This is a genomic window from Curvibacter sp. GW821-FHT01G03, assembly GCF_059422285.1.
On record NZ_JBWKWP010000009.1, the window covers coordinates 37,488 to 59,490 of the forward strand.

The window sequence follows — 22,003 nt, forward strand, 5'->3', positions numbered from 1 at the left end:
GAGACCTCACCATGTTGGTTCAAAAAGTTCACCACGTCGCCTACCGCTGCATCGATGCCAAGCAAACCGTGCAGTGGTACGAAAAGCACCTGGACATGAAGTTCGTGCTCGCCATCGCCGAGAACGAAGTGCCCTCGACCAAGGCCCCTGATCCCTACATGCACATCTTCCTGGACGCGGGCAACGGCAATGTGCTGGCCTTCTTCGAGCTGCCCAGCCAGCCCCCCATGGACCGTGACCGCAACACCCCGGCCTGGGTGCAGCATCTGGCCCTCAAGGTCGATTCGGTGGACACCCTGATCGCCACCAAGGCCCGCCTGGAGGCCGCCGGCATCGAGGTGATCGGCCCCACCGACCACACCATCTTCAAGTCGATCTACTTCTTCGACCCCAATGGCCACCGCCTGGAACTGGCCGCCGACACCGGTACCCCCGAGATGATGAAGAAGCTCGACGAAGTGAAGTGGGAGATGATCGAAGAGTGGTCGCAGACCAAGCGCGCACCCAAGCACGCCGCCTGGATGCACGACGGCAGCATGAGCCAGGCCTGAAGACCTGGGCGCTGGCCATCCCTGCTCTCCGACCCCACCCACCCGCACCCGCCCCAGGCGAACCTGCACTGAACGATGACCCTTCTCAACGAAACCCATGACCCGGCCCTGCGCAGCTGGGTCGCCTCGGCCCAGGTGGCCGGGACCGATTTTCCGATCCAGAACCTGCCCTTTGCCGTGTTCCGTCGCACCGGGCGCCAAGAGGCCTGGCGCGGTGGCGTGGCCATTGGCGACCAGATTGTCGATCTGGCGGCGCTGGCTGCCAGCGGCGTGTTCCAAGGTGCGGCCGCCCAGGCCTTGCAGGCCGCTGCCCAGGACAAACTCAACGCCCTGATGGCCCTGGGTGCCCCGGCCTGGAGCGCGCTGCGCCTGGCCCTGTCGCGTGCGCTGCGCGAAGGCGCACCCGAGCAGGCTGCGCTGCAGCCGGCCCTGGTGCCCCAGTCCGAGGCCGAATACGACGTGCCCGCCCGCATCGGCGACTACACCGACTTCTACACCTCGGTGCACCACGCCACCAACATCGGCAAGCAATTCCGCCCGGACAACCCGTTGCTGCCCAACTACAAGTGGGTGCCCATCGGCTACCACGGCCGGGTGTCGAGCATCGGTGTCTCGGGTCAGGCCTTCCCGCGTCCCAAGGGGCAGACGATGGCGCCCGGCGCCACCGAGCCCGGCTTCGGGCCCTGCAAACGACTCGACATCGAGCTGGAGCTGGGCATCTTCGTGGGCGCCGGCAACCCCCAGGGCGAACCGGTGGCCATGGGCCAGGCCGAGCAGCACGTGTTTGGCATCTGCCTGCTCAACGACTGGTCGGCGCGCGACATCCAGGCCTGGGAGTACCAGCCGCTGGGCCCCTTCCTGTCGAAGAACTTCGCCACCACGATCTCGCCCTGGATCGTCACCCTGGAGGCCCTGGCCCCTTACCGGGTGGCCTTCACGCGGCCCGAAGGGGATCCGCAGCCGCTGCCTTACCTGGATTCGGCCCCCAACCGCGAGCAAGGCGCCTTCGACATCCAGCTGGAGGTCGGCCTGCAGACTCCGCGCCTGCGCGAGGCCGCCCAGGCCGCGGCCGTGATCTGCCGCACCAGCTACCGCCATGCCTACTGGACCGTGGCCCAGATGGTGGCACACCACACTGTCAATGGCTGCAACCTGCAGCCGGGCGACCTGTTTGGCAGTGGCACCCTGTCGGGCCCCACGCTGGACCAGGCCGGTGCACTGATCGAGCTGACCCAGGGCGGCAAGAACCCGGTGCAACTGCCCAATGGCGAGCAGCGCGTGTACCTGGAAGACGGCGATGCCGTGGTGCTGCGTGGCTGGTGCGAGAAGGCGGGTGCAGCGCGCATCGGCTTCGGCGAGTGCGTGGGCACGGTGCTGCCGGCCCGGGCCTGAGCCTGGGCCCTGGCCTGGGCTTTGGCCGCCACAGAGCGCCAAAGGGCGCCTTTCTGCGTGAACTTGTGCGCATGGCGGCCCGTTTCCTTCGCGTGGCTGGGGGTGGTTTCTGAGGGGGCCTTCCTAGAATCGGCAACAGATGCCCGGGCTTCCGCCCCGGGCCTGGTTCCGATTGATGTTGACCCGTTTGCGATCCCTGACCTGGCGATGGGCCACCCTGGCGATGGCCCTGTCGGCTTGTGCCACGCCGGCCCCCGCCCAGGTCAACCCTGAGGCGGCCCCGGCCGGCCCGGTTTCACCGACGGCCCGCCCGCCGGCCTTGCCCGAGCTGCTGCTGGGCATTCTTCACTACACCCGTTGGCCCCAGCCCCTGGCCAGCCACCGCCTGTGCCTCAACGAGGTCGATGCCGACTCGGTGGCCCTGGCGCGTGAGCTGGATGCCCTGGGCGCCCAGGCCCTGCCCCCGGTGCACAGCAGCTTGCGCAGCCTGCGCGCCGAGCTGGCCGACAGCCTGCTCGACTGCCAGGCCATCTACTTTGGCGCCCTGCCGGTGCGCGGTCTGCAGCCGCTGTTGCTGCGCCTGAACCGCCACCCCATCCTGACCCTGGGGCTGGGCGACGACTTCTGCTCCTATGGCGGCAAGTTCTGCCTGTTGCAGGGGCCGCAGGGCTGGCAGATCAAGGCCAACCTCGATGCGATCGCTTATGGCGGCCTGCGGGTCAATGCCCGGCTGTTGCAACTGACCGTCAGACCGACAGGGGGGCGACCATGAGCCAACCCCTGCCAACCCCCCGCAGCAGGCCGTTGCGCTCAGGTCGTCGCCCAGTGCGCAGCGTGGCCCGCCTGGTGCGCCTGGGGCAGTGGCGCAGCGCCGGTGTGGCCCTGGCTTGTGCCGGGCTGTTCATGAGTGCGGCCAGTTTGTATTCGCTGCAGCAATACGCCCGGCATGCCCTGGTCATGGCTGCCCATTCCCTGGCCTTTGCGGGCGAACCCGCGATCCGCTTTCGTGATCTTGAAGCGTTGCGTGAGCTGGCCGAGCAACTGGCCGAACGCGAGCAACTGGCCTCGGTCACGGTGCTCGATGCGCGCGGGCAGCGCCTGCTGCAGGTGGAGCGCCCCGGGCTGGGCGCCTTCGACGGCCTGGCGCGTCGGGTGGCCGCCGTGTTTCTGCCCCAGCCGGTGACGGCCCCGGTGGAGGGCGGTGGGCCCGGCGCGGGCGGGCTGGGCGAAGTGCAGCTGCGCTCGGATGGTCGCGTTCTGCTCGCTGACCTGGGTTGGCTGCTGCTCGCCTTGCTGGGTTGCGTGGCCGTGACAGCGCTGGCGGTGTGGGCGGTGTCGCGGCGCCTCACCGCCTTGATTGTGCAGCCCCTGCGGGCCATGGTGGAGCTGACCCGGGCGGTGCGGGCCAGCCGAAGCTTCGAGCGCCGGGCGGCGCCCACCTCGGTGCTGGAGCTCAATGCCCTGGCCGACGATTTCAACGCGCTGCTGGTTGAACTGCAGCGACAGCAGCGGCGCATCGCTGCGCGCCACAACGATCTGCGCCGCAGCAATGAATCGCTGCGCCACGCCAGCCAGCACGACGTGCTCACCGGGCTGCCCAATCGCAGCCACCTGTTTGAACACCTGGCGGCCGTGTTCGAGCGCTGCCAGCGTCAGGGTGGCCAGGCCGCGGTGTTGTTCATCGACGTGGACCGGTTCAAGCAGGTCAACGACACCCTGGGCCATGCGGTGGGCGATGCGCTGCTGGTCGAGCTGGCGCAACGCCTGCAGTCGGCCGTGCGCGAGTCCGATTTCGTGGCCCGCCACGGTGGCGACGAGTTTTTGGCGGTGCTGTTCCCGGTTGGGGACGAGGCGGAGGTGCGCCTGTGCGTGGACCGGCTGCGCGGCGCCCTGGCCCAGCCGCTTCAGCTGGACAACGGCCTCACCCTGCCTTTGAGTGTGAGCATCGGCGTGGCCCTGTTCCCGGCCCAGGGCACCAGCGTGGACGAGCTGGTGCGCGCCGCCGATGCCGCCATGTACCGAGACAAGGTGCGCCCCTCCGTGGCGCATGACCGGGCCATGCCCCAAGCCGAGCCGGCGTCACCATGACGCTGGGCCCCCGCCTGATCTGACTGGAGACCCCCCATGACCTTGGCTGGCCAATCCAACCCGCCGATCCGATGCCCTGCCACCCTGTCCTTGGGGCTGGTCACTGCCCTGGTCGGCTTGTCGAGCCTGCTGGCCGGCTGTGCCGGCCCCACGCCCGCCTCGGGTCCGCCGGTGGCCGTGGCGGCCCCTGCTGCCCGCGAGACGGCGCTGCGCGAACTGGGCTTCCGGCCCACCGAGCAGGGCTGGGAGCTGGACCTGGCCGGGCGTGTGGTGTTCCCGGTGAACGACGCTTCCTTGTCCGCCGACGCCATCGCGGCGATTGAGCGCCTGGCCCGCACGCTGCAAAGCCTGGGTATCACCCGCCTTACCGTCGAAGGGCACACCGACAACCAGGGTGCGGCGGCCTACAACCAGCGCCTGTCCGAGCGGCGCGCCCAGGTGGTGGCCCAGGCCTTTGTGGAGCGCGGCTTCGAACCGGCCCAGGTGCGGCACCAGGGCTTCGGCTTCAGCCGCCCGATCGAGGACAACCGCAGCGAGGCCGGGCGCCAGCAGAACCGCCGCGTCACCATCATCGTGAGCTCACTCTGAGCGGTATCGGCCTGAGGCGCGCCCGGCGCGTCACGTGGGCGCCATGCTAGGCCCGTTCGTCGGTTTTCCGGGTGGACAATGGACGGGTGCCGGGCAGCAGGCCCGGGCCATTCAAGGAGAGTCCGCATGAGCGAATCCGTGTCTGCACCGGCCACGGCCACAGTGCCCCTCAGCCCCAGCCTCAAGCTGCGGCGCCTGGCCATCGACACCTACCGCGAGAACGTCGCCTACCTCCACCGCGACTGCGAGGTCTACCGCGCCGAAGGCTTTCAGGCCCTGTCCAAGGTCGAGGTGCGCACCAACGGGCGGCGCATCCTGGCCACCCTCAACGTGGTGGACGACCCCGGGCTGGTGGGCTGCGGCGAGGTGGGCCTGTCGCAGGATGCCTTTGCCCAGTTGGGCGTCGAGGACGGGCACCCGGCCACGGTGTCGCAGGCCGAACCGCCCGAGTCGATCCCGGCGCTGTTCCGCAAGTTGGACGGCGAGCGCCTGGGGCAGGCCGATTTCGACGCCATCATCCGTGACATCGCCCAGCACCGGTATTCCAAGATCGAGTTGACCGCCTTCGTGGTGGCCAGCAACCGCAGCGAACTGGACCGCGAAGAGGTCTATTTCCTGACCGAAGCCATGGTCAAGACCGGGCGCCGGCTCGACTGGCGCCAGCCCGTGGTGGTGGACAAGCATTGCATCGGCGGCATTCCGGGCAACCGCACCTCGATGCTGGTGGTGCCCATCGTGGCGGCCTACGGGCTGGTGTTTCCCAAGACCTCGTCACGAGCCATCACCTCGCCCGCGGGCACGGCCGACACCATGGAGGTGCTGGCCCGGGTCGAGCTGCCCTTCGATCGCCTGACCGACATCGTGCGCCAGCACCACGGCTGCCTGGCCTGGGGCGGCACGGCCGACCTGTCGCCGGCCGATGATGTGCTGATCTCGGTTGAGCGGCCGCTGTCCATCGACTCGCCAGGGCAGATGGTGGCCTCCATCCTGTCCAAGAAGATCGCCGCCGGGGCCACCCATCTGGTGCTGGACATCCCCATCGGCCCCACCGCCAAGGTACGCTCCATGCCCGAGGCGCAGCGCCTGCGCCGCCTGTTTGAGTACGTGGCCACCCGCATGCGCCTGTCGCTGGACGTGGTCATCACCGACGGGCGCCAGCCCATCGGCCGCGGCATCGGGCCGGTGCTGGAGGCGCGCGACGTGATGCAGGTGCTGCAGAACGACCCCGAGGCCCCGCAGGACCTGCGCCAGAAATCGCTGCGCCTGGCCGGCCGGCTGATCGAATGCCACCCCGACGTGCGCGGGGGCGAGGGCTATGCGATTGCGCGTGACATCCTGGAGTCCGGCCGCGCCCTGGCCCAGATGAACGCCATCATCGAGGCCCAGGGCGCCTGCGCCTTCGACTACCAGAACCCCCCTTTGGGGGCACTGAGCTTTGAGGCCCGGGCCACGGAGGCGGGAGTGGTCACCAGCATCGACAACCTGCAGATTGCGCGCATCGCCCGCCTGGCCGGGGCACCTCATGTGCAGGGGGCCGGGGTGGACCTGATGCGCCAACTGGGTGATCCGGTGGCGCCGGGCGACCTGCTGTACCGGGTGCACGCGGGCTTTGGTGCCGACCTGGAGTTTGCCCGTCAGGCCTGCCAGCGCGGCCATGGCTACCAGATCGGTGCGGTGGAGGCCGTGCCTCATGTCTTTGTTGAATCCTGAGGACCCGACCATGCCCTTTGCAGAAGACACCCCGGTGCTGCTTTGTTTTGACGATGAACAGGACGTGGCCCGCCGCGCTGCCGAGGCCGCCGGCCTGCCGCTTGCGGTGGTGGAGCGCCACCGCTTTCCGGACGGCGAGTGGCGCTTGCGCCTGCCGCCCGCCCTGCCGCCGCGGGTGGTGGTGTGGCGTTCGCTGCACCAGCCCAACGAGAAGTTGGTCGAGCTGCTGCTGCTGGCCGACACCGCACGCCAGCTCGGGGCCCGGCACCTGTGCCTGGTGGCCCCCTACCTCGCCTACATGCGCCAGGACATCGCCTTCCAGCCGGGTGAGGCCGTCAGCCAGCGCATCGTGGGCCGCTTTCTGGCCGGCCTGTTCGATGCCCTGATCACGGTCGACCCGCACCTGCACCGGGTCGCCACGCTGCAAGAGGCTGTGCCGCTGGCCGATGCCATCGTGCTCAGTGGCGCCCCCTTGCTGGGGGCCTGGATCGCCTCGCAGCGCCAGGACGTGCTGCTGCTGGGCCCCGATGAAGAATCGCTGCAATGGGTGAGCAGCGCAGCCCAGGCCCACGGCTGGGCCCATGCGGTGTGCCGCAAGCTGCGCCACGGCGACCGGCATGTCGAGATCGCCCTGCCCGCGGGGCTGGCGCCGGCGTTGGCCGGGCGGGCGGTGGTGTTGATGGACGACGTGGCCAGCTCGGGCCAGACCCTGATCGAGGCCACCCGACTGCTGCTGGCGGCCGGCGCCCGCTCGGTGGATGTGGCCGTCACCCATGCGCTGTTTGCCGGCGACGCGCTGCAGCGCCTGCAGGCCGCCGGCGTGGGCCAGGTCTGGAGCACCGACTGCATTGCCCACCCGAGCAACGCCGTCTCGGTGGTGGGCGCGGTGGCCCAGGCCCTGGCCGGGCTTTATCAGCGCCTGGACCTGGTGCCACGCGATGATGGACAGAGGGTCATTTCTGAGACCTGAACCGACGAACGGCGCTTATCATGGGGCTCAAACCCCCGGCAGACCGGCCTGGGGTCCTTCGGACCGGGAACCCGATGCTGCAGCAACTGAAAACCTTTGGCGAAATTCTCGATGGTCTGGAGATCGCCATGTGCGTCTTCGACGACCAGGACCGGGCCCTGGCCTGGAATCGCTGCTTCTTTCGCTTCTTTCCGGAGCACGATGGGCAGGTGCACGAGGGAGAGCACTACAGCCTCAACCTGCGGCGTTTCTACAGCGGGCGCCTGAGCCCGCAAGAACTCTGCGGCATCGAGCACTACATCGAGGCAGGCATTGCGCGCCACCAGCAACAGAACCAACCGTATGAGTTTGAGCACCTGGGGCGGCACCTGCGGGTGTCGTCGCTGCCGGTGCCCGGGGTGGGGCGCATGCGCCTGTGGCGCAGCGAAGCACCTTTGGCCCCTCAGGCGGCCGCGCCGGAGGGATCGCCCGCCGTGCTCCCGGTCGGCGGGCCTGTGCTGCTGGACAAGGTGCCTGATGCCTTGATGGTGTGTGGGCTGGATGGCGGGCGCATCGAGTGGGTCAATGAATCATTTGTCCTGATGTATGGCTTGCGTGATCGACATTCGGCCCTGGGCAGCGGTTTCGAGCAGGTGTTCGAGGCGGCCTGGCAGCAGGATCTGGCGCTCAACACGTCCCAGCACGAACTGTATGCCGCCGGCCTGCAGGTGCTGAAGGACCACTTGCGTTTTTCGGGGGCGCCGTTTGAGCTGCCCTTGCCGGGCAACCGCTTTTGCCGTGTGATTGCCCGTCCCACCGGGGGCGGCGAGGCTTTTTATGCCCACGTCGACATCACCGAGATCAAGCGCCAGCAACAGCGCCTGGAAGCGGCTGAGCGCCTGGCGCGTGAGCGCGAGCAGCAACTGCGTCACAAGTCGGTGCTGCTGGAGGCCACTGTCGAGAACCTGGACCAGGGCATTGCCCTGATTGGCGCCGACGGCATGATCGAGTTGTGCAATCTGAATTTCCTGGACTTGCTTGAGCTGCCCCGGCAGTGGATGGGGCAGCGCATGAGCCTGTCCGAGGTGCTGGACTACCAGCGTGCCCACCATGAGTTTGAGGGGGCGCCTGACAGGGTGCAGCAGTATGTCCAGGCGGGCGGGCGTTCGCCTCATCTGCCACGCTATGAGCGCCGGCGCGCCAATGGTCGGGTGATCGAGGTGCGCAACCTTCCGATTGAGGACGGCGGCCTGTTGCGCACCGTGACCGACATCACCCAGCGCAAGCTCGACGAGGAACGCATCCGCTTTGCCGCCCACCATGATGCGCTGACCGGCCTGATCAACCGGGCCATGTTCATGGAGTGCCTGGAGGCCGAGGTCTCGTTGGCCCGTCGCACCGGCGTGGGCTGCGCGGTGCTTTACCTGGATCTGGATGGGTTCAAGCCCATCAATGACCAATACGGTCATGCGGTGGGAGACCTGGTGCTGGTCGGGGTGGCCAAGGCCCTGAACTCGATCGCCCGCGAGGCCGACTTTGTGGCCCGCCTGGGGGGCGATGAATTTGCCGTGCTGCAGCGCGGGGTGCAAAGCCGCGAGCAGGCGCGCCAGTTGGTGCAACGGGTGCACCAGGCCCTGAGCCAGCCGATCAGCGTGGAATCGCGGGCCTTCCAGGTGGGGGCCTCGATCGGCGTGGCCCTGTGCCCTGACGATGCCGACCAGGCCGATGCCTTGCTGCGCCAGGCCGATCTGGCGATGTACGCCCGCAAGAAGGCACAGGCCCGCCCCCCTGGTTGAGGGGGCGGCCCGGCCCTTTCTCAACCCTGCTTGAAGGGCAGTTCGCGCACGGGCTTGCCGCTGAGTCGGGCCACGGCATTGGCAAAGGCCGGGGCCAGCGGTGGCAGGCCCGGCTCGCCCATGCCGGTGGGGGCGTCGTCGCTGAGCACGGTGTGCACGGCGATCTGCGGCATGGCGGTGATGCGGGGCACGGCGTAGTCACCGAAGTTGCTCTGCTCGACCTGGCCGTCCTTCAGGGTGATGGCGGCGCCGGGCAGGCACATCGACAGGCCCATCAGCGCGCCGCCCTGTACCTGGGCTTCCAGGCTGCGCGGGTTGATCACCCGGTTGCAGTGCACGCCGGCCGTCACCTTGTGCAGCGTGGGCACGCCCTTTTTCAGCGAGGCTTCGACCACATAGGCCACCACCGAGTTGAACGACTCGTGCACCGCCACACCCCAGGCGCGACCCGGGGCCAGCTTCTTCTTGCCGTAGCCTGACTTCTCGACCGCCAGTTGCAGCGCGGCCTTGTGGCGCGGGTGTTGTTCGCCGATCAGCTTCATGCGGTAGGCCACGGGGTCTTGCCGGGTGGTGCGGGCGATCTCGTCGATCAGTGTTTCCATCACGAAGGCGGTGTGGGTCGAGCCCACACTGCGCCACCACAGCACCGGCACATTCACCTTGGGGTGTTGCACGGTCAGGCGCATCGGGATCTCGTAGGGCTCCTTCATGCCTTCCACTGCGGTGCCGTCGATGCCGTTCTTGACCATCATGGGCTCGAAGGGCGAGCCTGCCAGGATCGACTGGCCCACGATCACGTGGTCCCAGGCCTGGATGCGGCCCTGGCCGTCAAAGCCGATGCGTGCAGTGTGCAGGTGCATGGGGCGGTAGTACCCGCCCTTGACGTCGTCCTCGCGGCTCCACAGCAGGCGCACCGGCGCGCTGATGCCTGCAGCCAGGGCGGCCTTGGCCACCTGGGCGGCTTCCACCACATAGTCGCTGCTGGGGATGGCGCGGCGCCCGAAGCCGCCTCCGGCCATCTGCACGTGCACCTGCACGTTCTGCGGCGGCAGGCCCAGCACGGTGGCCGCGGCCATGCCGTCCAGGCCCGGCATCTGGGTGCCCACCCACAGTTCGGCTTTGCCCGCTTCAACGCGCACGGTGCAGTTCAGCGGCTCCATGGGCGCGTGGGCCAGGTAAGGAAAGATGAACTCAGCGCTGATCTGGTGCGGTGCCTTGTCCAGGGCCGACACGTCGGCGTCGAAGCGGCGCGGGCCGGGCTGCGTGGCCAGGGCTCGGTACTGCGCCAACTGGCGCACGCTGTCCACCTTTTCGACGGCACTGCTGTCCCATTCCAGCTTGAGGGCGTCACGGCCCTGCTTGGCGGCCCAGTAGCCTTCGGCCAGCACGGCCACGGCTTCGCCACCGCGGTCTGCCGGGATGCGCAGCACCGCCTTCACGCCCTTGATGGCGCGGGCGGCGCTGTCGTCCACCGACTGGAGTCGGGCACCAAACACCGGCGGGTGGGCCACCACGGCGGTCAGCAGGCCGGGCAGGCGCACATCGATGCCATAGTCCTGGTGGCCGCTGGATTTGGCCGCTGCATCGAGCCGTCCCGTGGGCTGGCCGATCAGCTGGAAGTCTTTCGGGTCTTTCAGCGTCACGCGGGTGGGCACCGGCAGGGCCATGGCGGCCTCGGCCAGTTCGCCGTAGCCCAGTTGCTGGCCGGCCGGGCCGATCACCTGGCCGTTTCGCGTGCGCAGGCCGGTTGGCTCGACCTTCCAGCGGGCTGCTGCGGCCTGCACCAGCATGGCGCGGGCGCGGGCCCCCAACTCGCGGTACTGGGTGTACGAGTGCGCGATCGAGCCCGAGCCGCCCGTGATGTGCAGGCCGAACAAGGGGTCGACATACGCCGGGTCATTGCTGCCGTGAACGCTCTTCACCTTGGACCAGTCGGCGTCCAGCTCTTCGGCCAGGATCATGGGCAGCGAGGTCTGCACGCCCTGGCCGAAGTCCAGCCGGTTGATGGTGATGGTGGTGCTGCCGTCGGCCCCGATGTGCAGGAAGGCCGAGGGCTGTTGCGTGGGCTTGAGCGTGGCCGGCTGGGCCGCGTCCTGGGCCAGGGTGCCCAAGGGGAAGGCGCCGAGCGCAAAGCCGCTCAGGGCGCCCAGTTTCAGAAAGCTGCGGCGCGGCAGGCCGCCGGCCGCAGGGGCGCTGGCGCTTTGCTCGCGTTGCATCAGGGCCTGCAGGTGGCGGGGCAGTTCGAAGGTGGCTGGGTCGAAGTTCATGAGGTGCTCCTTCTGGGAATCAGGCCAGGGCCTTGGCGGCGTCGGTGATGGCGGCACGGATGCGCGCGTAGGTGCCGCAGCGGCAGATGTTGCCCGCCATGGCCGTGTCGATCTCGGCCTCGCTGGGCAGCTTGCCGCGCGGCAGGGTTTTGAGGAAGGCGGTGGCCGACATGATCTGCCCGCTCTGGCAGTAGCCGCACTGGGCCACGTCATGCTTCACCCAGGCCTGGTGCACGGCCTGGCCCACCTTGTCGCTGCCGCCGGTGACGGCTTCGATGGTGGTGATCTTCTGGCCACTGGCCGCCGACACCGGCGTCACGCACGAGCGGATCGCCTGGCCATTCAGGTGCACGGTGCAGGCACCGCACAGGGCCGCGCCACAGCCGAACTTGGTGCCGGTCATGCCCAGGGTGTCGCGAAGGGTCCAGAGAATGGGGGTGGACGGGTCCACGTCAACCTCGTGGTTCTGTCCGTTGATGTTCAGGGTGCTCATGGGGTGGGTCCTCTTTGGGTGAATATTTATTCGGTTAAAGGGCGGATTCGGCCGGTGAATTCAGGGGTGGGCGGGTCAGGCCTTGATGCCGTCCCAGCACAGGCCAAAGGCCATGCCGAGTTGCTCGGGGGTGTGGTTCAGGCTGCCGTTGCGCAGCAATTGGGCGGTTTCGCGCACCGAGCCGGCAAAGCTGCTGATCAGCAGCGGGGTGGGTACGTCCTTGAGGATCTGCTGCGCCTTGGCGTTGTCGATCAGGTCGATCCAGCCCTTGATCAGTTGGGCTGACAGCTGTCGGCTGGCCTCGCTGAACCAGGGGGAGTTGTAGTACTGCTCCAGAAAGACCACCTGGGCCGAATGGGCCAGCCGGTGTTCCAGCCAGTTGTCCCACATGCGGCGAAAGCGTTGTCGGAAGGGGGCCGACGGGTCGTCGCCCTGCATCAGGCTGGCGGCGGTCTGGCGCTTGGCCTGCTCGTACAGGCCCACCATCAATTCTTCCTTGGACTTGAAGTAGACATACAGCGTGCCGGTGGCCAACCCGGCCTCACGGGCAATGGCGGCCATGGTCAGGCCGCTCAGCCCGGTCTGCTCGACCAGGGTGAAAGTGGCCTCGGCGATGGCGCGCAGCTTTTCTTCGTCCTTGGGTTTCATGTCGGCGGATCATAGACGAATATAAATTCATCTTTCAAGACCAAGGCTATTCAGCCCTTTGACAAGCGGAAGGCCGGTGGGGTTGAGTGGCTTGATAAGTTTTTTGAATGTGTCAATTTCGCAGGATTATCAAGCTGATATTCGGAGTTAATCCGTCAATAATCCCGGCAAATTGCTTGATATGCGTGAAATACCCATGGAAAACGCTCACGTTTTGCGCTATTTTGCAAATGTGGGTCGCGGCTTCAACCTAGAATTTCGGCCTGCTCCAATCAAGAAGGTACCCCCATGGTGCAACTCTCCAGACGCCAGTTCATGAAAGTGACTGGTTCGACTCTGGCGGGCTCCAGCCTGGCCCTGATGGGTTTCTCACCCACCACAGCCTTGGCGGAAGTCCGTCAGTACAAATTGGCGGCCACCACCGTCACCCGTCAGACCTGCACCTACTGTTCGGTGGGTTGCGGCATCCTCATGCATTCACTGGGCGATGGCGCCAAGAACGCCAAGCTGTCGGTGATCCACGTCGAAGGCGATCCGGACCACCCGGTGAACCGTGGCACCCTGTGCCCCAAGGGCGCCAGCCTGCTCGACTTCGTGCACAGCCCGAACCGCCTCAAGTACCCCGAGTACCGGGCACCGGGCTCCAATGAGTGGAAACGCCTGTCGTGGGACGACGCGCTGACCCGCATCAGCAAGCTGCTCAAGGAAGACCGCGACGCCAACTTCGTCGAAAAGACCGACGATGGGCTGACCGTGAACCGCTGGCTCACCACCGGCATGCTGGCCGCCTCGGCCGCCAGCAACGAAGCCGGTTACATCACGCACAAAGTGGCCCGCAGCTGGGGCCTTCTTGCACTCGACAACCAAGCACGTGTCTGACACGGCCCGACGGTGGCAGGTCTTGCCCCGACGTTTGGCCGTGGAGCGATGACGAACCATTGGGTCGACATCAAGAACGCGGACGTTATTTTGATCATGGGCGGCAATGCCGCTGAAGCCCACCCCTGCGGCTTCAAATGGGTGACCGAGGCCAAGGCGCACAACAAGGCGCACTTGATGGTGGTCGACCCGCGCTTCAATCGCTCGGCTTCGATTGCCGACTTCTATGCCCCCATCCGTTCGGGCAGCGATCTGGTGTTCCTGGGTGCAGTGATCAATTACCTGCTCACCAACGACAAGATCCATCACGAGTACGTCAAGAACTACACCGACTTCAGTTTTGTCGTGCGTGAAGATTTCGCCTTCGACGATGGCATCTTCTCGGGCTACAACCCTGAAAAGCGCAGCTACGACAAGGCCAGCTGGGACTACGAGATCGGCCACGATGGCTACGTGGTGACCGACCCCACGCTGCAACACCCGCGCTGCGTGTACCAGTGGTTGAAAAAGCACTATGCCGAGTACACCCCTGAAAAAGTGGAGAAGGTTTGCGGCACGCCCAAAGCCAAGTTCCTGCACGTGTGCGAGAAGCTGGCGTCGACGGCGCAGGCCGGGCGTGCGGCCACCATCCTGTACGCCCTCGGCTGGACCCAGCATTCCACCGGCGCACAGATCCTGCGCACCGGCGCCATGGTGCAACTGCTGCTGGGCAACATCGGCATCGCCGGTGGGGGCATGAACGCGCTGCGCGGCCACTCCAACATCCAGGGCCTGACCGACCTGGGCATTCTGTCGGCCAGCCTGCCGGGCTACCTGACCATGCCGGGCCAGGCCGAGCAGGACTACGCCAAATACATCGCTGCGCGCACCCAGATGCCGCTGCGCCCGGGGCAGATGAGCTACTGGCAGAACTATCCCAAGTTCCACGTCAGCCTCATGAAGTCCTGGTGGGGGCCGGCGGCCACGGCCGAGAACAACTGGGCCTACGACTACCTGCCCAAGCTCGACAAGCAGTACGACATGCTGCAGATCTTCGAGCTGATGAACCAGGGCAAGGTCAACGGCTACATCGCCCAGGGCTTCAACCCCCTGGCCTCGCTGTCCAACAAGGACCGCGTGCGCAACGGCCTGTCCAAGCTGAAGTTCCTGGTGGTGATGGACCCGCTGGCCACCGAGACCGCCGACTTCTGGAAAAACCACGGCGAGTACAACGATGTGGACAGCGCCTCGATCCAGACCGAGGTGTTCCGCCTGCCGACCACCTGCTTTGCCGAAGAAGAAGGCTCGGTGGTCAGTTCTTCGCGCGTGTTGCAGTGGCACTGGAAGGCGGCCGAGCCGCCGGGCGAGGCCAAGACCGACATCTACATCATGTCGCAGCTGCACCTGCGCCTGAAGGCCCTTTACAAGGCCGAGGGGGGCAAGTTCCCCGATCCGATCGCCAACCTGTGGTGGCCTTACGCCGACCCCGAGGAGCCACGTCCGGAAGAGGTGGCCAAAGAGTCCAACGGCCGTGCCCTGGTGCAACTGACCGACCCCAAGGACCCGACCAAGGTGATCCGCAAGGCCGGTGAGCAGCTCAGTGGCTTCGGTGAATTGCGCGACGACGGCAGCACGCAAAGTGGCTGCTGGATCTGGGCGGGTTCCTGGACCTCGGCAGGCAACCAGATGGCCCGGCGTGACAACGCTGACCCGACCGGCATCGGCAACACGCTGAACTGGGCCTGGGCCTGGCCGGCGAATCGCCGGGTGTTGTACAACCGCGCCTCGTGCGACGTGGCGGGCAAGCCTTTCAACCCGCACCGCAAGCTGATCGGCTGGAACGGCAGCGCCTGGACGGGGGCGGATGTGCCCGACATCGGACCCACCCTGGGCCCCGACACCGGCACGGGCCCCTTCATCATGAACCCTGAAGGCGTGGCACGTTTCTTCGCGCGCAAGGGCATGAACGAAGGGCCTTTCCCCACGCACTACGAACCCTTCGACACCCCGCTGGGCTACAACCCCATGCACCCGAAGAACCCCAAGGCCACCAGCAGCCCCGCCGCGCGCGTGCTGCCCGGCATCTGGGACACCTTCGGCAAGGCCGACGAGTTCCCGCACGTGGGCACCACCTACCGCCTCACCGAGCACTTCCACTACTGGACCAAGCACGCGCTGCTCAACGCGATCACGCAACCCGAGCAGTTCGTCGAGATCAGCGAGAGCCTGGCCGAGTCGGTGGGGGTGAAGAGCGGCGACATGGTCAAGGTCAGCTCCAAGCGCGGCTACATCAAGGCCGTGGCCCTGGTGACCAAGCGCATCAAGCCGATGCAGATCGAGGGCAAGACCGTGCAGCACGTGGGCATCCCGATCCACTGGGGCTTCAAGGGCGTGACCAAGCCGGGCTTCCTGGCCAACACGCTGACGCCTTTTGTGGGCGACGGCAACAGCAACACGCCTGAGTTCAAGACCTTCCTGGTCAAGGTCGAGAAGGTTTGAGGAGCCCCTGATGTCATCTCTGCAATCTCTCGATATCAAGCGCCGCTCCGCCACCACCACGCCTTCGCCCAGCGCGCGTTCGGCGCACGCGGGCGAGGTGGCCAAGCTGATCGATGTCTCCAAGTGCATCGGCTGCAAGGCCTGCCAGACCGCCTGCATGGAATGGAACGACCTGCGCGACGAGGTGGGCACGGCGGCGGCCGGGGTGTACGACAACCCGACCGACCTGAGCGCCCAATCCTGGACCGTGATGCGTTTCTCCGAGTACGAGAACGAGGCCAGCGGCAACCTGGAGTGGCTGATCCGCAAGGACGGCTGCATGCACTGCGAAGACCCGGGCTGCCTCAAGGCCTGCCCTTCGCCCGGTGCCATCGTCCAGTACGCCAACGGCATCGTCGACTTCCAGGAGGAAAACTGCATCGGCTGCGGCTACTGCGTGACGGGCTGCCCGTTCGATGTGCCGCGCATCTCCAAGAAGGACAACAAGGCCTACAAGTGCACCCTGTGCTCGGACCGCGTGGCGGTGGGCATGGAGCCGGCCTGCGTCAAGACCTGTCCCACCGGCGCCATCATGTTCGGCACCAAGGAGGCCATGAAGGATCAGGCCGAGGAACGCATCCTTGACCTGAAAGAGCGTGGTTTCGACCAGGCCGGTCTGTACGACCCGGCCGGGGTGGGGGGCACCCACGTGATGTATGTGCTGCACCACGCCGACAAGCCTTCGCTCTACCACGGCCTGCCCGACTCGCCCAAGATCAGCCCCTTCGTGGGCTTGTGGAAGGGCGTGGCCAAGCCGCTGGCCATGGCCGCCCTGGGCGCCGCCGCGGTGGGCAGCCTGTTTCACTACATCACCAAGGGCCCGAACGAGGTGTCCAAGGAACTGGAAGATGAAATGGAAGCCAAGGACCAAGCCGCCCAGGCGCAAGCCCAGGCCAACCAGGAGACCGCACCATGAGACGCAACCCTCGTGACCTGCAGCGCTACAACGCGTCCGAGCGTGCCAACCACTGGGTGGTGGGCATCTGCTTCATCCTGCTGGCCCTGTCGGGCCTGGCGTTCTTCCACCCGGCGTTCTTCCCCTTGACCCAGCTCTTCGGCGGCGGGCCCTGGACGCGCATCCTGCACCCCTACATCGGGGTGGTGATGATGGCGTTCTTTGTGATCATGGGCTTGCGCTTCTGGCGCCTGAACGTGGTCGAGCCGCGCGATGTCGAGTGGCTGAAGAACGTCAACAAGATGGTGGACGGCAACGACCACGACATGCCCGAACAAGGCAAGTACAACGGCGGCCAGAAGCTGCTGTTCTGGGGCCTGGTGGGCGGCATGGTGGTGTTGTTTCTGTCGGGCCTGCCGATGTGGCGCGCCTGGTGGAAGCTGCCCGCCGATGTGGTGCGCATCAGCTCGCTGCTGCACGCGGCGGCCGGGGTGTGGATGATCGGCCTGATCCTGATGCACATCTACGCCGCCATCTGGACCCGCGGTACCATCCGGGCCATGCTTTATGGCACCGTGACACGGGCCTGGGCCAAGCAGCACCACCGTGGCTGGTACCGCAAGATGACGGGCGACAACAGCTGATCTTCCTGCCTGTTCAACGCCTCTGATCGGGCTCACTGCCGCCGGGCGCCTGCTGTTGGCGCGCCGGCGGCTGCTTTTTTGGGACACTTTTCCATGCAACGCATTCTTCAACCCGGTGACATTGAAGCCCTGGACCACACCCGCTTCCCCCGGGTGCTGCCGCCCGCAGCGGGCTCGCTGTTTGCCGAACGCGCGGCCCGCCTGCGCCAGTTGGCCGATGGCAACCCGATTGCCGATTACCTGCTGTTCGTGGCCAAGATCATGGATGCCCAGCACCTGGCCGTGGCTCAGGTGCCGGTGCCCATCGTGGCCGAAGACATCAAGACCCGAGCCCAGCAGCACGGCATGCCCTTGATGCCCGCACTCGATCACCTGGATCCGGCCTGGCACGATGTGCTCGACAGCCTGATCGACACACTGGCCCGCGAAGACGGTCTGCCAGAAGCCCTGCAACCCTTGCTCGGCGCCCTGCGCGAGCTCAGCCATGCCGAACGCGACGACATTGCCCGCAAGTTGCTGCAAGGCGAGGGCTCGGCCCGCGACGTGGGCCTCTCGCCCTTCATCATGGCGGCCCTGCAGGTCAGCTTCACCCGGCTGGCCAGCCAGCTCACCGAGGCCGACGTGCCCTACACCGACACCGCCAGCGTCTGCCCCGTGTGCGCCAGCGCCCCGGTGGCCAGCGTGCTGCGCATCGGGGGCCAGGCGGCGGGGCACCGCTACCTGCACTGCGGCACCTGCGCCACCGAATGGCACATGGTGCGCGTGAAGTGCTCGCACTGCGAATCCACCCAGGGCGTGGCGTACCAGGGCATCGAAAATGACAAAGGCGTGGTCACAGCCGAGACCTGCAGCGAATGCGGCACCTACCGCAAACTGGTCAACCAGGAGAAAGACCCTCTGGCCGAGCCCTTGGCCGACGATCTGGCCAGCCTGACCCTGGACCTGCTGATGGGTGAGACCCGCTTTCAGCGGGCCAGCCCCAATCCCTTGCTGTTCGTGGCCGTGGCCGAGCCGCAGCAGGGCGACGACGCCGCCTTGCCTCCTGATCTGTCCTGAGCTTTTTTGCACCCAGTCCGCCATGACCCAGCCCGAGGCCTCTCGTTCTTCTCCCGTCCCCGCCCTGGCCAGCCTGCCTTCGGTGGATCGGTTGCTGCAGCACCCCGAGCTGCAGCCGCTGCTGGCCCCCTATGGCAAAGAGGCGCTCACCGAGGCGGTGCGGCAGGTGCTGGCCCGGGCGCGCCAGGCCTGGCGCGAGCAGGCGGGCGACGCGCCCCTGCCCGATGAGGCCACATTGCGCCAGTCGGTGCAGCAGCACCTGGCCCGGCGCTTTGCGCCCCGCTTGCGCTCGGTGTTCAACCTCACGGGCACGGTGCTGCACACCAACCTGGGCCGGGCCCTGCTGCCGCAAGAGGCCGTCGAGTCTGTGGTGCAGGCCCTGACGGCCCCGGCCAACCTCGAGTACGACCTGGCCACCGGCGGCCGGGGTGACCGCGACGACCTGGTCGAAGACCTGCTGTGCGAGCTGACCGGGGCCGAGGCCGCCACGGTGGTCAACAACAACGCGGCCGCCGTGCTGCTGACCCTGAGCGCGCTGGCCGCCGGCCGCGAGGTGATCGTCTCGCGCGGCGAGCTGGTCGAGATCGGTGGCGCCTTCCGCATCCCCGACATCATGGCCCGCGCTGGGGCCCGCCTGGTCGAGGTGGGCACCACCAACCGCACCCATGCCCGCGACTACGAGAACGCCGTGGGCGAGCAGACCGCGCTGCTGATGAAGGTGCATTGCAGCAACTACGAGGTGACCGGCTTCACCAAGAGCGTGCCCGAAACCGAGGTGGCTGCCATTGCCCATGCCCGCCAGCGCCCCCTGGTGGTGGACCTGGGCAGCGGCACCCTGGTCGACCTGCGCCCCTGGGGCCTGCCCCATGAGGTGACGGTGCGCGAAACCATCGCCGCCGGCGCCGACCTGGTCACCTTCAGCGGCGACAAATTGCTGGGCGGCCCGCAGGCCGGCCTGATCGTGGGCCGAAAAGACCTGATCGCCCAGATCAAGAAGAGCCCGCTCAAGCGCGCCCTGCGGGTGGGCAAGCTCACCCTGGCGGCCCTGGAACCGGTGCTGCGCCTGTACCTGTCGCCTGATCTGCTGGCCCAGCGCCTCACCACTTTGCGGCTGTTCACGCGCCCGGTGGCCGACATGCAGGCCCAGGCGCAGGCTTTGCTGCCCCTGGTGCAGGCCGCCGTGGGCCCGGGTTGGGTCGTGGAGGTGGCCGCCATGAGCAGCCAGATCGGCAGCGGCGCCTTGCCGGTGGATCTGCTGCCCAGCCAGGGCCTGCGCCTGAGCCCTGTGCAGGCGCGCCAGGCCGGTCGCCAGTTGCAGCAACTGGAAGCCGCGCTGCGCCAGTTGCCCCGGCCCGTGATCGGCCGCACACAAGACGACGCCCTGTGGTGGGATCTGCGCTGCCTGGAGGCCGCCGACCAGGCCGCCTTCGAGGCGCAGTTGCCGCAGCTCGGCGCCGCATTGAATCACTGAGCCGCCCATGATCATCGGTACCGCAGGCCACATCGACCACGGCAAGACCACCCTGGTGCGCGCCCTCACCGGCGTGGACACCGACCGGCTCAAGGAAGAAAAAGAGCGCGGCATCTCGATCGAACTCGGCTATGCCTACACCCCGCTGCCCAATGGTGAGGTGCTGGGCATCATCGATGTGCCCGGGCACGAGCGCTTTGTGCACACCATGGCCGCCGGTGCGGTGGGCATCGACCACGCCCTGCTGGTGGTGGCCGCCGACGATGGCCTGATGCCGCAGACCCGCGAGCACCTCGACATCGTGCTGCTGCTGGGGGTGCGCCAGGCCACCGTGGCCCTCAGCAAGGCCGACCGCGCCAGCCCCGAGCGCCGTGCCCAGGTGCGGGCCGACATTGCCGCACTGCTGGCGCCCACCTGGCTGGCCGGGGCCCCGGTGTTTGAAACGGCGGCCCAGCAGCCCGACGACCCTGGCGTGGCCGCCTTGCGCCAGCATCTGCACACGCTGGCCCAGGCGGCGCCCGATCGAGCGCGCGATGGCCTGTTCCGGCTGGCGGTGGACCGGGTCTTCACCCTGGCCGGCCAGGGCACCGTGGTCACCGGCACCGTGTTCGGCGGCCAGGTGCAGGTGGGCGACACCCTCCAGCACTCGGCCAGTGGCCTCAGCGTGCGCGTGCGCAGCCTGCATGCCCAGAACCAGAGCCGCCCCGAAGGCCATGCAGGCCAGCGCTGCGCCCTCAACCTGGTGGGCATCGACAAGGCCGAGATCCACCGCGGCGACTGGATCGCCGATGCCCGCGCCCTGCAGGCCAGCCAGCGCATCGACGTGCGCCTGCGCCTGCTGCCCGACGCCCCGGCCCTGGCCCAGTGGGCCCCCGTGCACCTGCACCTGGGCACCGCCCACCTCACGGCCCATGTGGCCCTGCTGCAGGGCGAGCGCATCGAGCCCGGCACCGAGGTGCGCGCCCAGCTGGTGCTCGATGCGCCGGTGTTTGCGCTGCCCGGTGACCGCCTGATCCTGCGCAATGCCCAGGCCAGCCGCACCATCGCGGGCGGCTGCGTGCTCGACCCCGAGGCCCCCGAGCGCAAGCGCCGCAGCCCCGAGCGCGTGGCCACCCTGGACGCCCTCGAAGCCCTGGTCACCACGGGCGATGCCCGCCCCCTGATCGCCAGCGCCCCGCTGGGCCTGGCGCGCTCGCAACTGCAGCGCCTGATGGGCCGGGCGCTGGCGCCCGATGAATTGCAGGACATCGCCCTCGCCATCCCCCTGGGGGCGGATGACGCCTTGCTGATCCACCCCGGGCGTTGGCAGCCGCTGCGCGAGCAACTGCTGGCCCGGCTGGCCCAGTTTCACGACAAGAACCCCGACGAGCCGGGCCTGAACGCCGCGCGCCTGCGCCGCATGGCCCTGCCGGGCTTGGCGCAGTCCCAGCACGATGCCCTGTGGCGGGGCCTCGTCGACACCTTGCTCGGCGAGCACCAGATCGAGCAGACGGGGGCCTGGCTGCATCGGCCCGGCCACCGGGTGCAACTGAGCGCTGCCGAGCACACCTTGTGGCAACAGGTGCAGGGCAGCCTGCAGGCCGGCCGCTACGACCCGCCCTGGGTGCGTGACCTGGCCCGCGACCACCACGGCACCGAAGAGGGCGTGCGCCAGCTGCTGCGCAAACAGGCCCGTCAGGGGCTGGTGTTCCAGGTGGTGAAAGACCTGTTCTATGGCGCCAGCGCGATGGACGAGCTGGCCGCCCTGGTGGCCCGCCTGGCCGCCGAGCAGCCTCAGGGCCTGGTCGAAGCCGCCGGCTTTCGCGATGCCACCGGCCTGGGGCGCAAACGCGCCATCCAGATCCTGGAGTTCTTCGACCGCGTGGGCTACACCCGCCGCGTGCGCGACGCCCACCTGCTGCGCCCCGACGCGCATTGGCAGGGTAGCCCCCTGCCCACAACCTTAGCCCCGGTGGCCTGAAAGCAGGGCAGGGCACCGGTAGAATCCTGCCACCCTGCACCGGCCCCGCGCCGCTGCAGGGGCTTCATTTCTGACCCAGGTCGCCCACCCGGCGGCCTG

General features: G+C 67.7%; 17 protein-coding genes. 14 read left to right on the forward strand and 3 right to left on the reverse strand.

From position 1 onward, the window contains the following. The first annotated feature begins 11 nt into the window (after window positions 1-11). The 8 genes from AC07VS_RS14365 to AC07VS_RS14400 all read left to right on the forward strand — a co-directional run bounded on the left by AC07VS_RS14365 (window position 12) and on the right by AC07VS_RS14400 (window position 9,074). Window positions 12-551 (forward strand): VOC family protein, encoded by a 540-nt coding sequence (locus tag AC07VS_RS14365; RefSeq protein WP_492349868.1) that lies wholly within the window; start codon window positions 12-14, stop codon window positions 549-551. A 75-nt stretch (window positions 552-626) separates the two neighbouring features. Then, window positions 627-1,943 carry a fumarylacetoacetase gene (gene fahA, locus AC07VS_RS14370; RefSeq protein ID WP_494751299.1) on the forward strand — a complete coding sequence of 439 codons (1,317 nt, stop codon included), beginning with the start codon at window positions 627-629 and terminating at the stop codon, window positions 1,941-1,943. A 175-nt stretch (window positions 1,944-2,118) separates the two neighbouring features. Further along, window positions 2,119-2,715: a YfiR family protein gene (locus AC07VS_RS14375; RefSeq protein ID WP_492349866.1), complete on the forward strand. Its 597-nt coding sequence runs from the start codon at window positions 2,119-2,121 to the stop codon at window positions 2,713-2,715. Further along, on the forward strand, window positions 2,712-4,031 hold the full coding sequence (dgcN, locus tag AC07VS_RS14380; RefSeq protein ID WP_492349865.1) for a diguanylate cyclase DgcN/YfiN: 1,320 nt from the start codon (window positions 2,712-2,714) through the stop codon (window positions 4,029-4,031). Before AC07VS_RS14375 ends, dgcN begins: the two co-directional genes overlap by 4 nt. Before the next feature lie 36 nt (window positions 4,032-4,067). After that, complete coding sequence (yfiB, locus tag AC07VS_RS14385) at window positions 4,068-4,619, forward strand: outer membrane lipoprotein YfiB (RefSeq protein ID WP_494751300.1); 552 nt, start codon at window positions 4,068-4,070, stop codon at window positions 4,617-4,619. Window positions 4,620-4,745: 126 nt separating this feature from the next. Then, window positions 4,746-6,329: a thymidine phosphorylase family protein gene (locus AC07VS_RS14390; protein ID WP_492349863.1), complete on the forward strand. Its 1,584-nt coding sequence runs from the start codon at window positions 4,746-4,748 to the stop codon at window positions 6,327-6,329. After that, window positions 6,310-7,299 (forward strand): ribose-phosphate pyrophosphokinase, encoded by a 990-nt coding sequence (locus AC07VS_RS14395; RefSeq protein WP_494751301.1) that lies wholly within the window; start codon window positions 6,310-6,312, stop codon window positions 7,297-7,299. Before AC07VS_RS14390 ends, AC07VS_RS14395 begins: the two co-directional genes overlap by 20 nt. A gap of 74 nt (window positions 7,300-7,373) precedes the next feature. After that, window positions 7,374-9,074 carry a diguanylate cyclase domain-containing protein gene (locus tag AC07VS_RS14400; RefSeq protein ID WP_492349861.1) on the forward strand — a complete coding sequence of 567 codons (1,701 nt, stop codon included), beginning with the start codon at window positions 7,374-7,376 and terminating at the stop codon, window positions 9,072-9,074. A 20-nt stretch (window positions 9,075-9,094) separates the two neighbouring features. Here AC07VS_RS14400 and AC07VS_RS14405 read toward each other — a convergent pair whose 3' ends face one another. The 3 genes from AC07VS_RS14405 to AC07VS_RS14415 form a co-directional block, all read right to left on the reverse strand. Further along, entirely contained in the window at window positions 9,095-11,341 is a 2,247-nt protein-coding gene (locus AC07VS_RS14405; protein WP_492349860.1) for a xanthine dehydrogenase family protein molybdopterin-binding subunit, read from the reverse strand. A gap of 19 nt (window positions 11,342-11,360) precedes the next feature. After that, window positions 11,361-11,834, reverse strand: coding sequence for a (2Fe-2S)-binding protein (locus AC07VS_RS14410; RefSeq protein ID WP_494657007.1), 474 nt, complete (start codon window positions 11,832-11,834; stop codon window positions 11,361-11,363). A 75-nt stretch (window positions 11,835-11,909) separates the two neighbouring features. Beyond that, window positions 11,910-12,482: a TetR/AcrR family transcriptional regulator gene (locus AC07VS_RS14415; RefSeq protein WP_492349858.1), complete on the reverse strand. Its 573-nt coding sequence runs from the start codon at window positions 12,480-12,482 to the stop codon at window positions 11,910-11,912. A gap of 288 nt (window positions 12,483-12,770) precedes the next feature. On the opposite strand from AC07VS_RS14415, the gene fdnG reads away from it, so the two are divergent. The 6 genes from fdnG (at window position 12,771) to selB (ending at window position 21,904) form a co-directional block, all read left to right on the forward strand. Continuing rightward, complete coding sequence (gene fdnG, locus AC07VS_RS14420) at window positions 12,771-15,839, forward strand: formate dehydrogenase-N subunit alpha (protein ID WP_494751302.1); 3,069 nt, start codon at window positions 12,771-12,773, stop codon at window positions 15,837-15,839. A 10-nt stretch (window positions 15,840-15,849) separates the two neighbouring features. After that, the gene (gene fdxH / locus AC07VS_RS14425; protein WP_492349856.1) at window positions 15,850-16,794 is read left to right on the forward strand and encodes a formate dehydrogenase subunit beta; all 945 of its coding nucleotides are present in this window, start codon (window positions 15,850-15,852) and stop codon (window positions 16,792-16,794) included. Then, window positions 16,791-17,417 carry a formate dehydrogenase subunit gamma gene (locus AC07VS_RS14430; RefSeq protein WP_492349855.1) on the forward strand — a complete coding sequence of 209 codons (627 nt, stop codon included), beginning with the start codon at window positions 16,791-16,793 and terminating at the stop codon, window positions 17,415-17,417. The genes fdxH and AC07VS_RS14430 overlap by 4 nt, the downstream gene beginning before the upstream one ends. Before the next feature lie 93 nt (window positions 17,418-17,510). After that, the gene (gene fdhE, locus AC07VS_RS14435; RefSeq protein WP_492349854.1) at window positions 17,511-18,473 is read left to right on the forward strand and encodes a formate dehydrogenase accessory protein FdhE; all 963 of its coding nucleotides are present in this window, start codon (window positions 17,511-17,513) and stop codon (window positions 18,471-18,473) included. 22 nt (window positions 18,474-18,495) lie between these two features. Continuing rightward, window positions 18,496-19,944, forward strand: a complete 1,449-nt coding sequence (gene selA, locus AC07VS_RS14440) for an L-seryl-tRNA(Sec) selenium transferase (RefSeq protein ID WP_494751303.1) — start codon at window positions 18,496-18,498, stop codon at window positions 19,942-19,944. A gap of 7 nt (window positions 19,945-19,951) precedes the next feature. Further along, on the forward strand, window positions 19,952-21,904 hold the full coding sequence (gene selB / locus AC07VS_RS14445; protein WP_494751304.1) for a selenocysteine-specific translation elongation factor: 1,953 nt from the start codon (window positions 19,952-19,954) through the stop codon (window positions 21,902-21,904). Window positions 21,905-22,003: the final 99 nt, after the last annotated feature.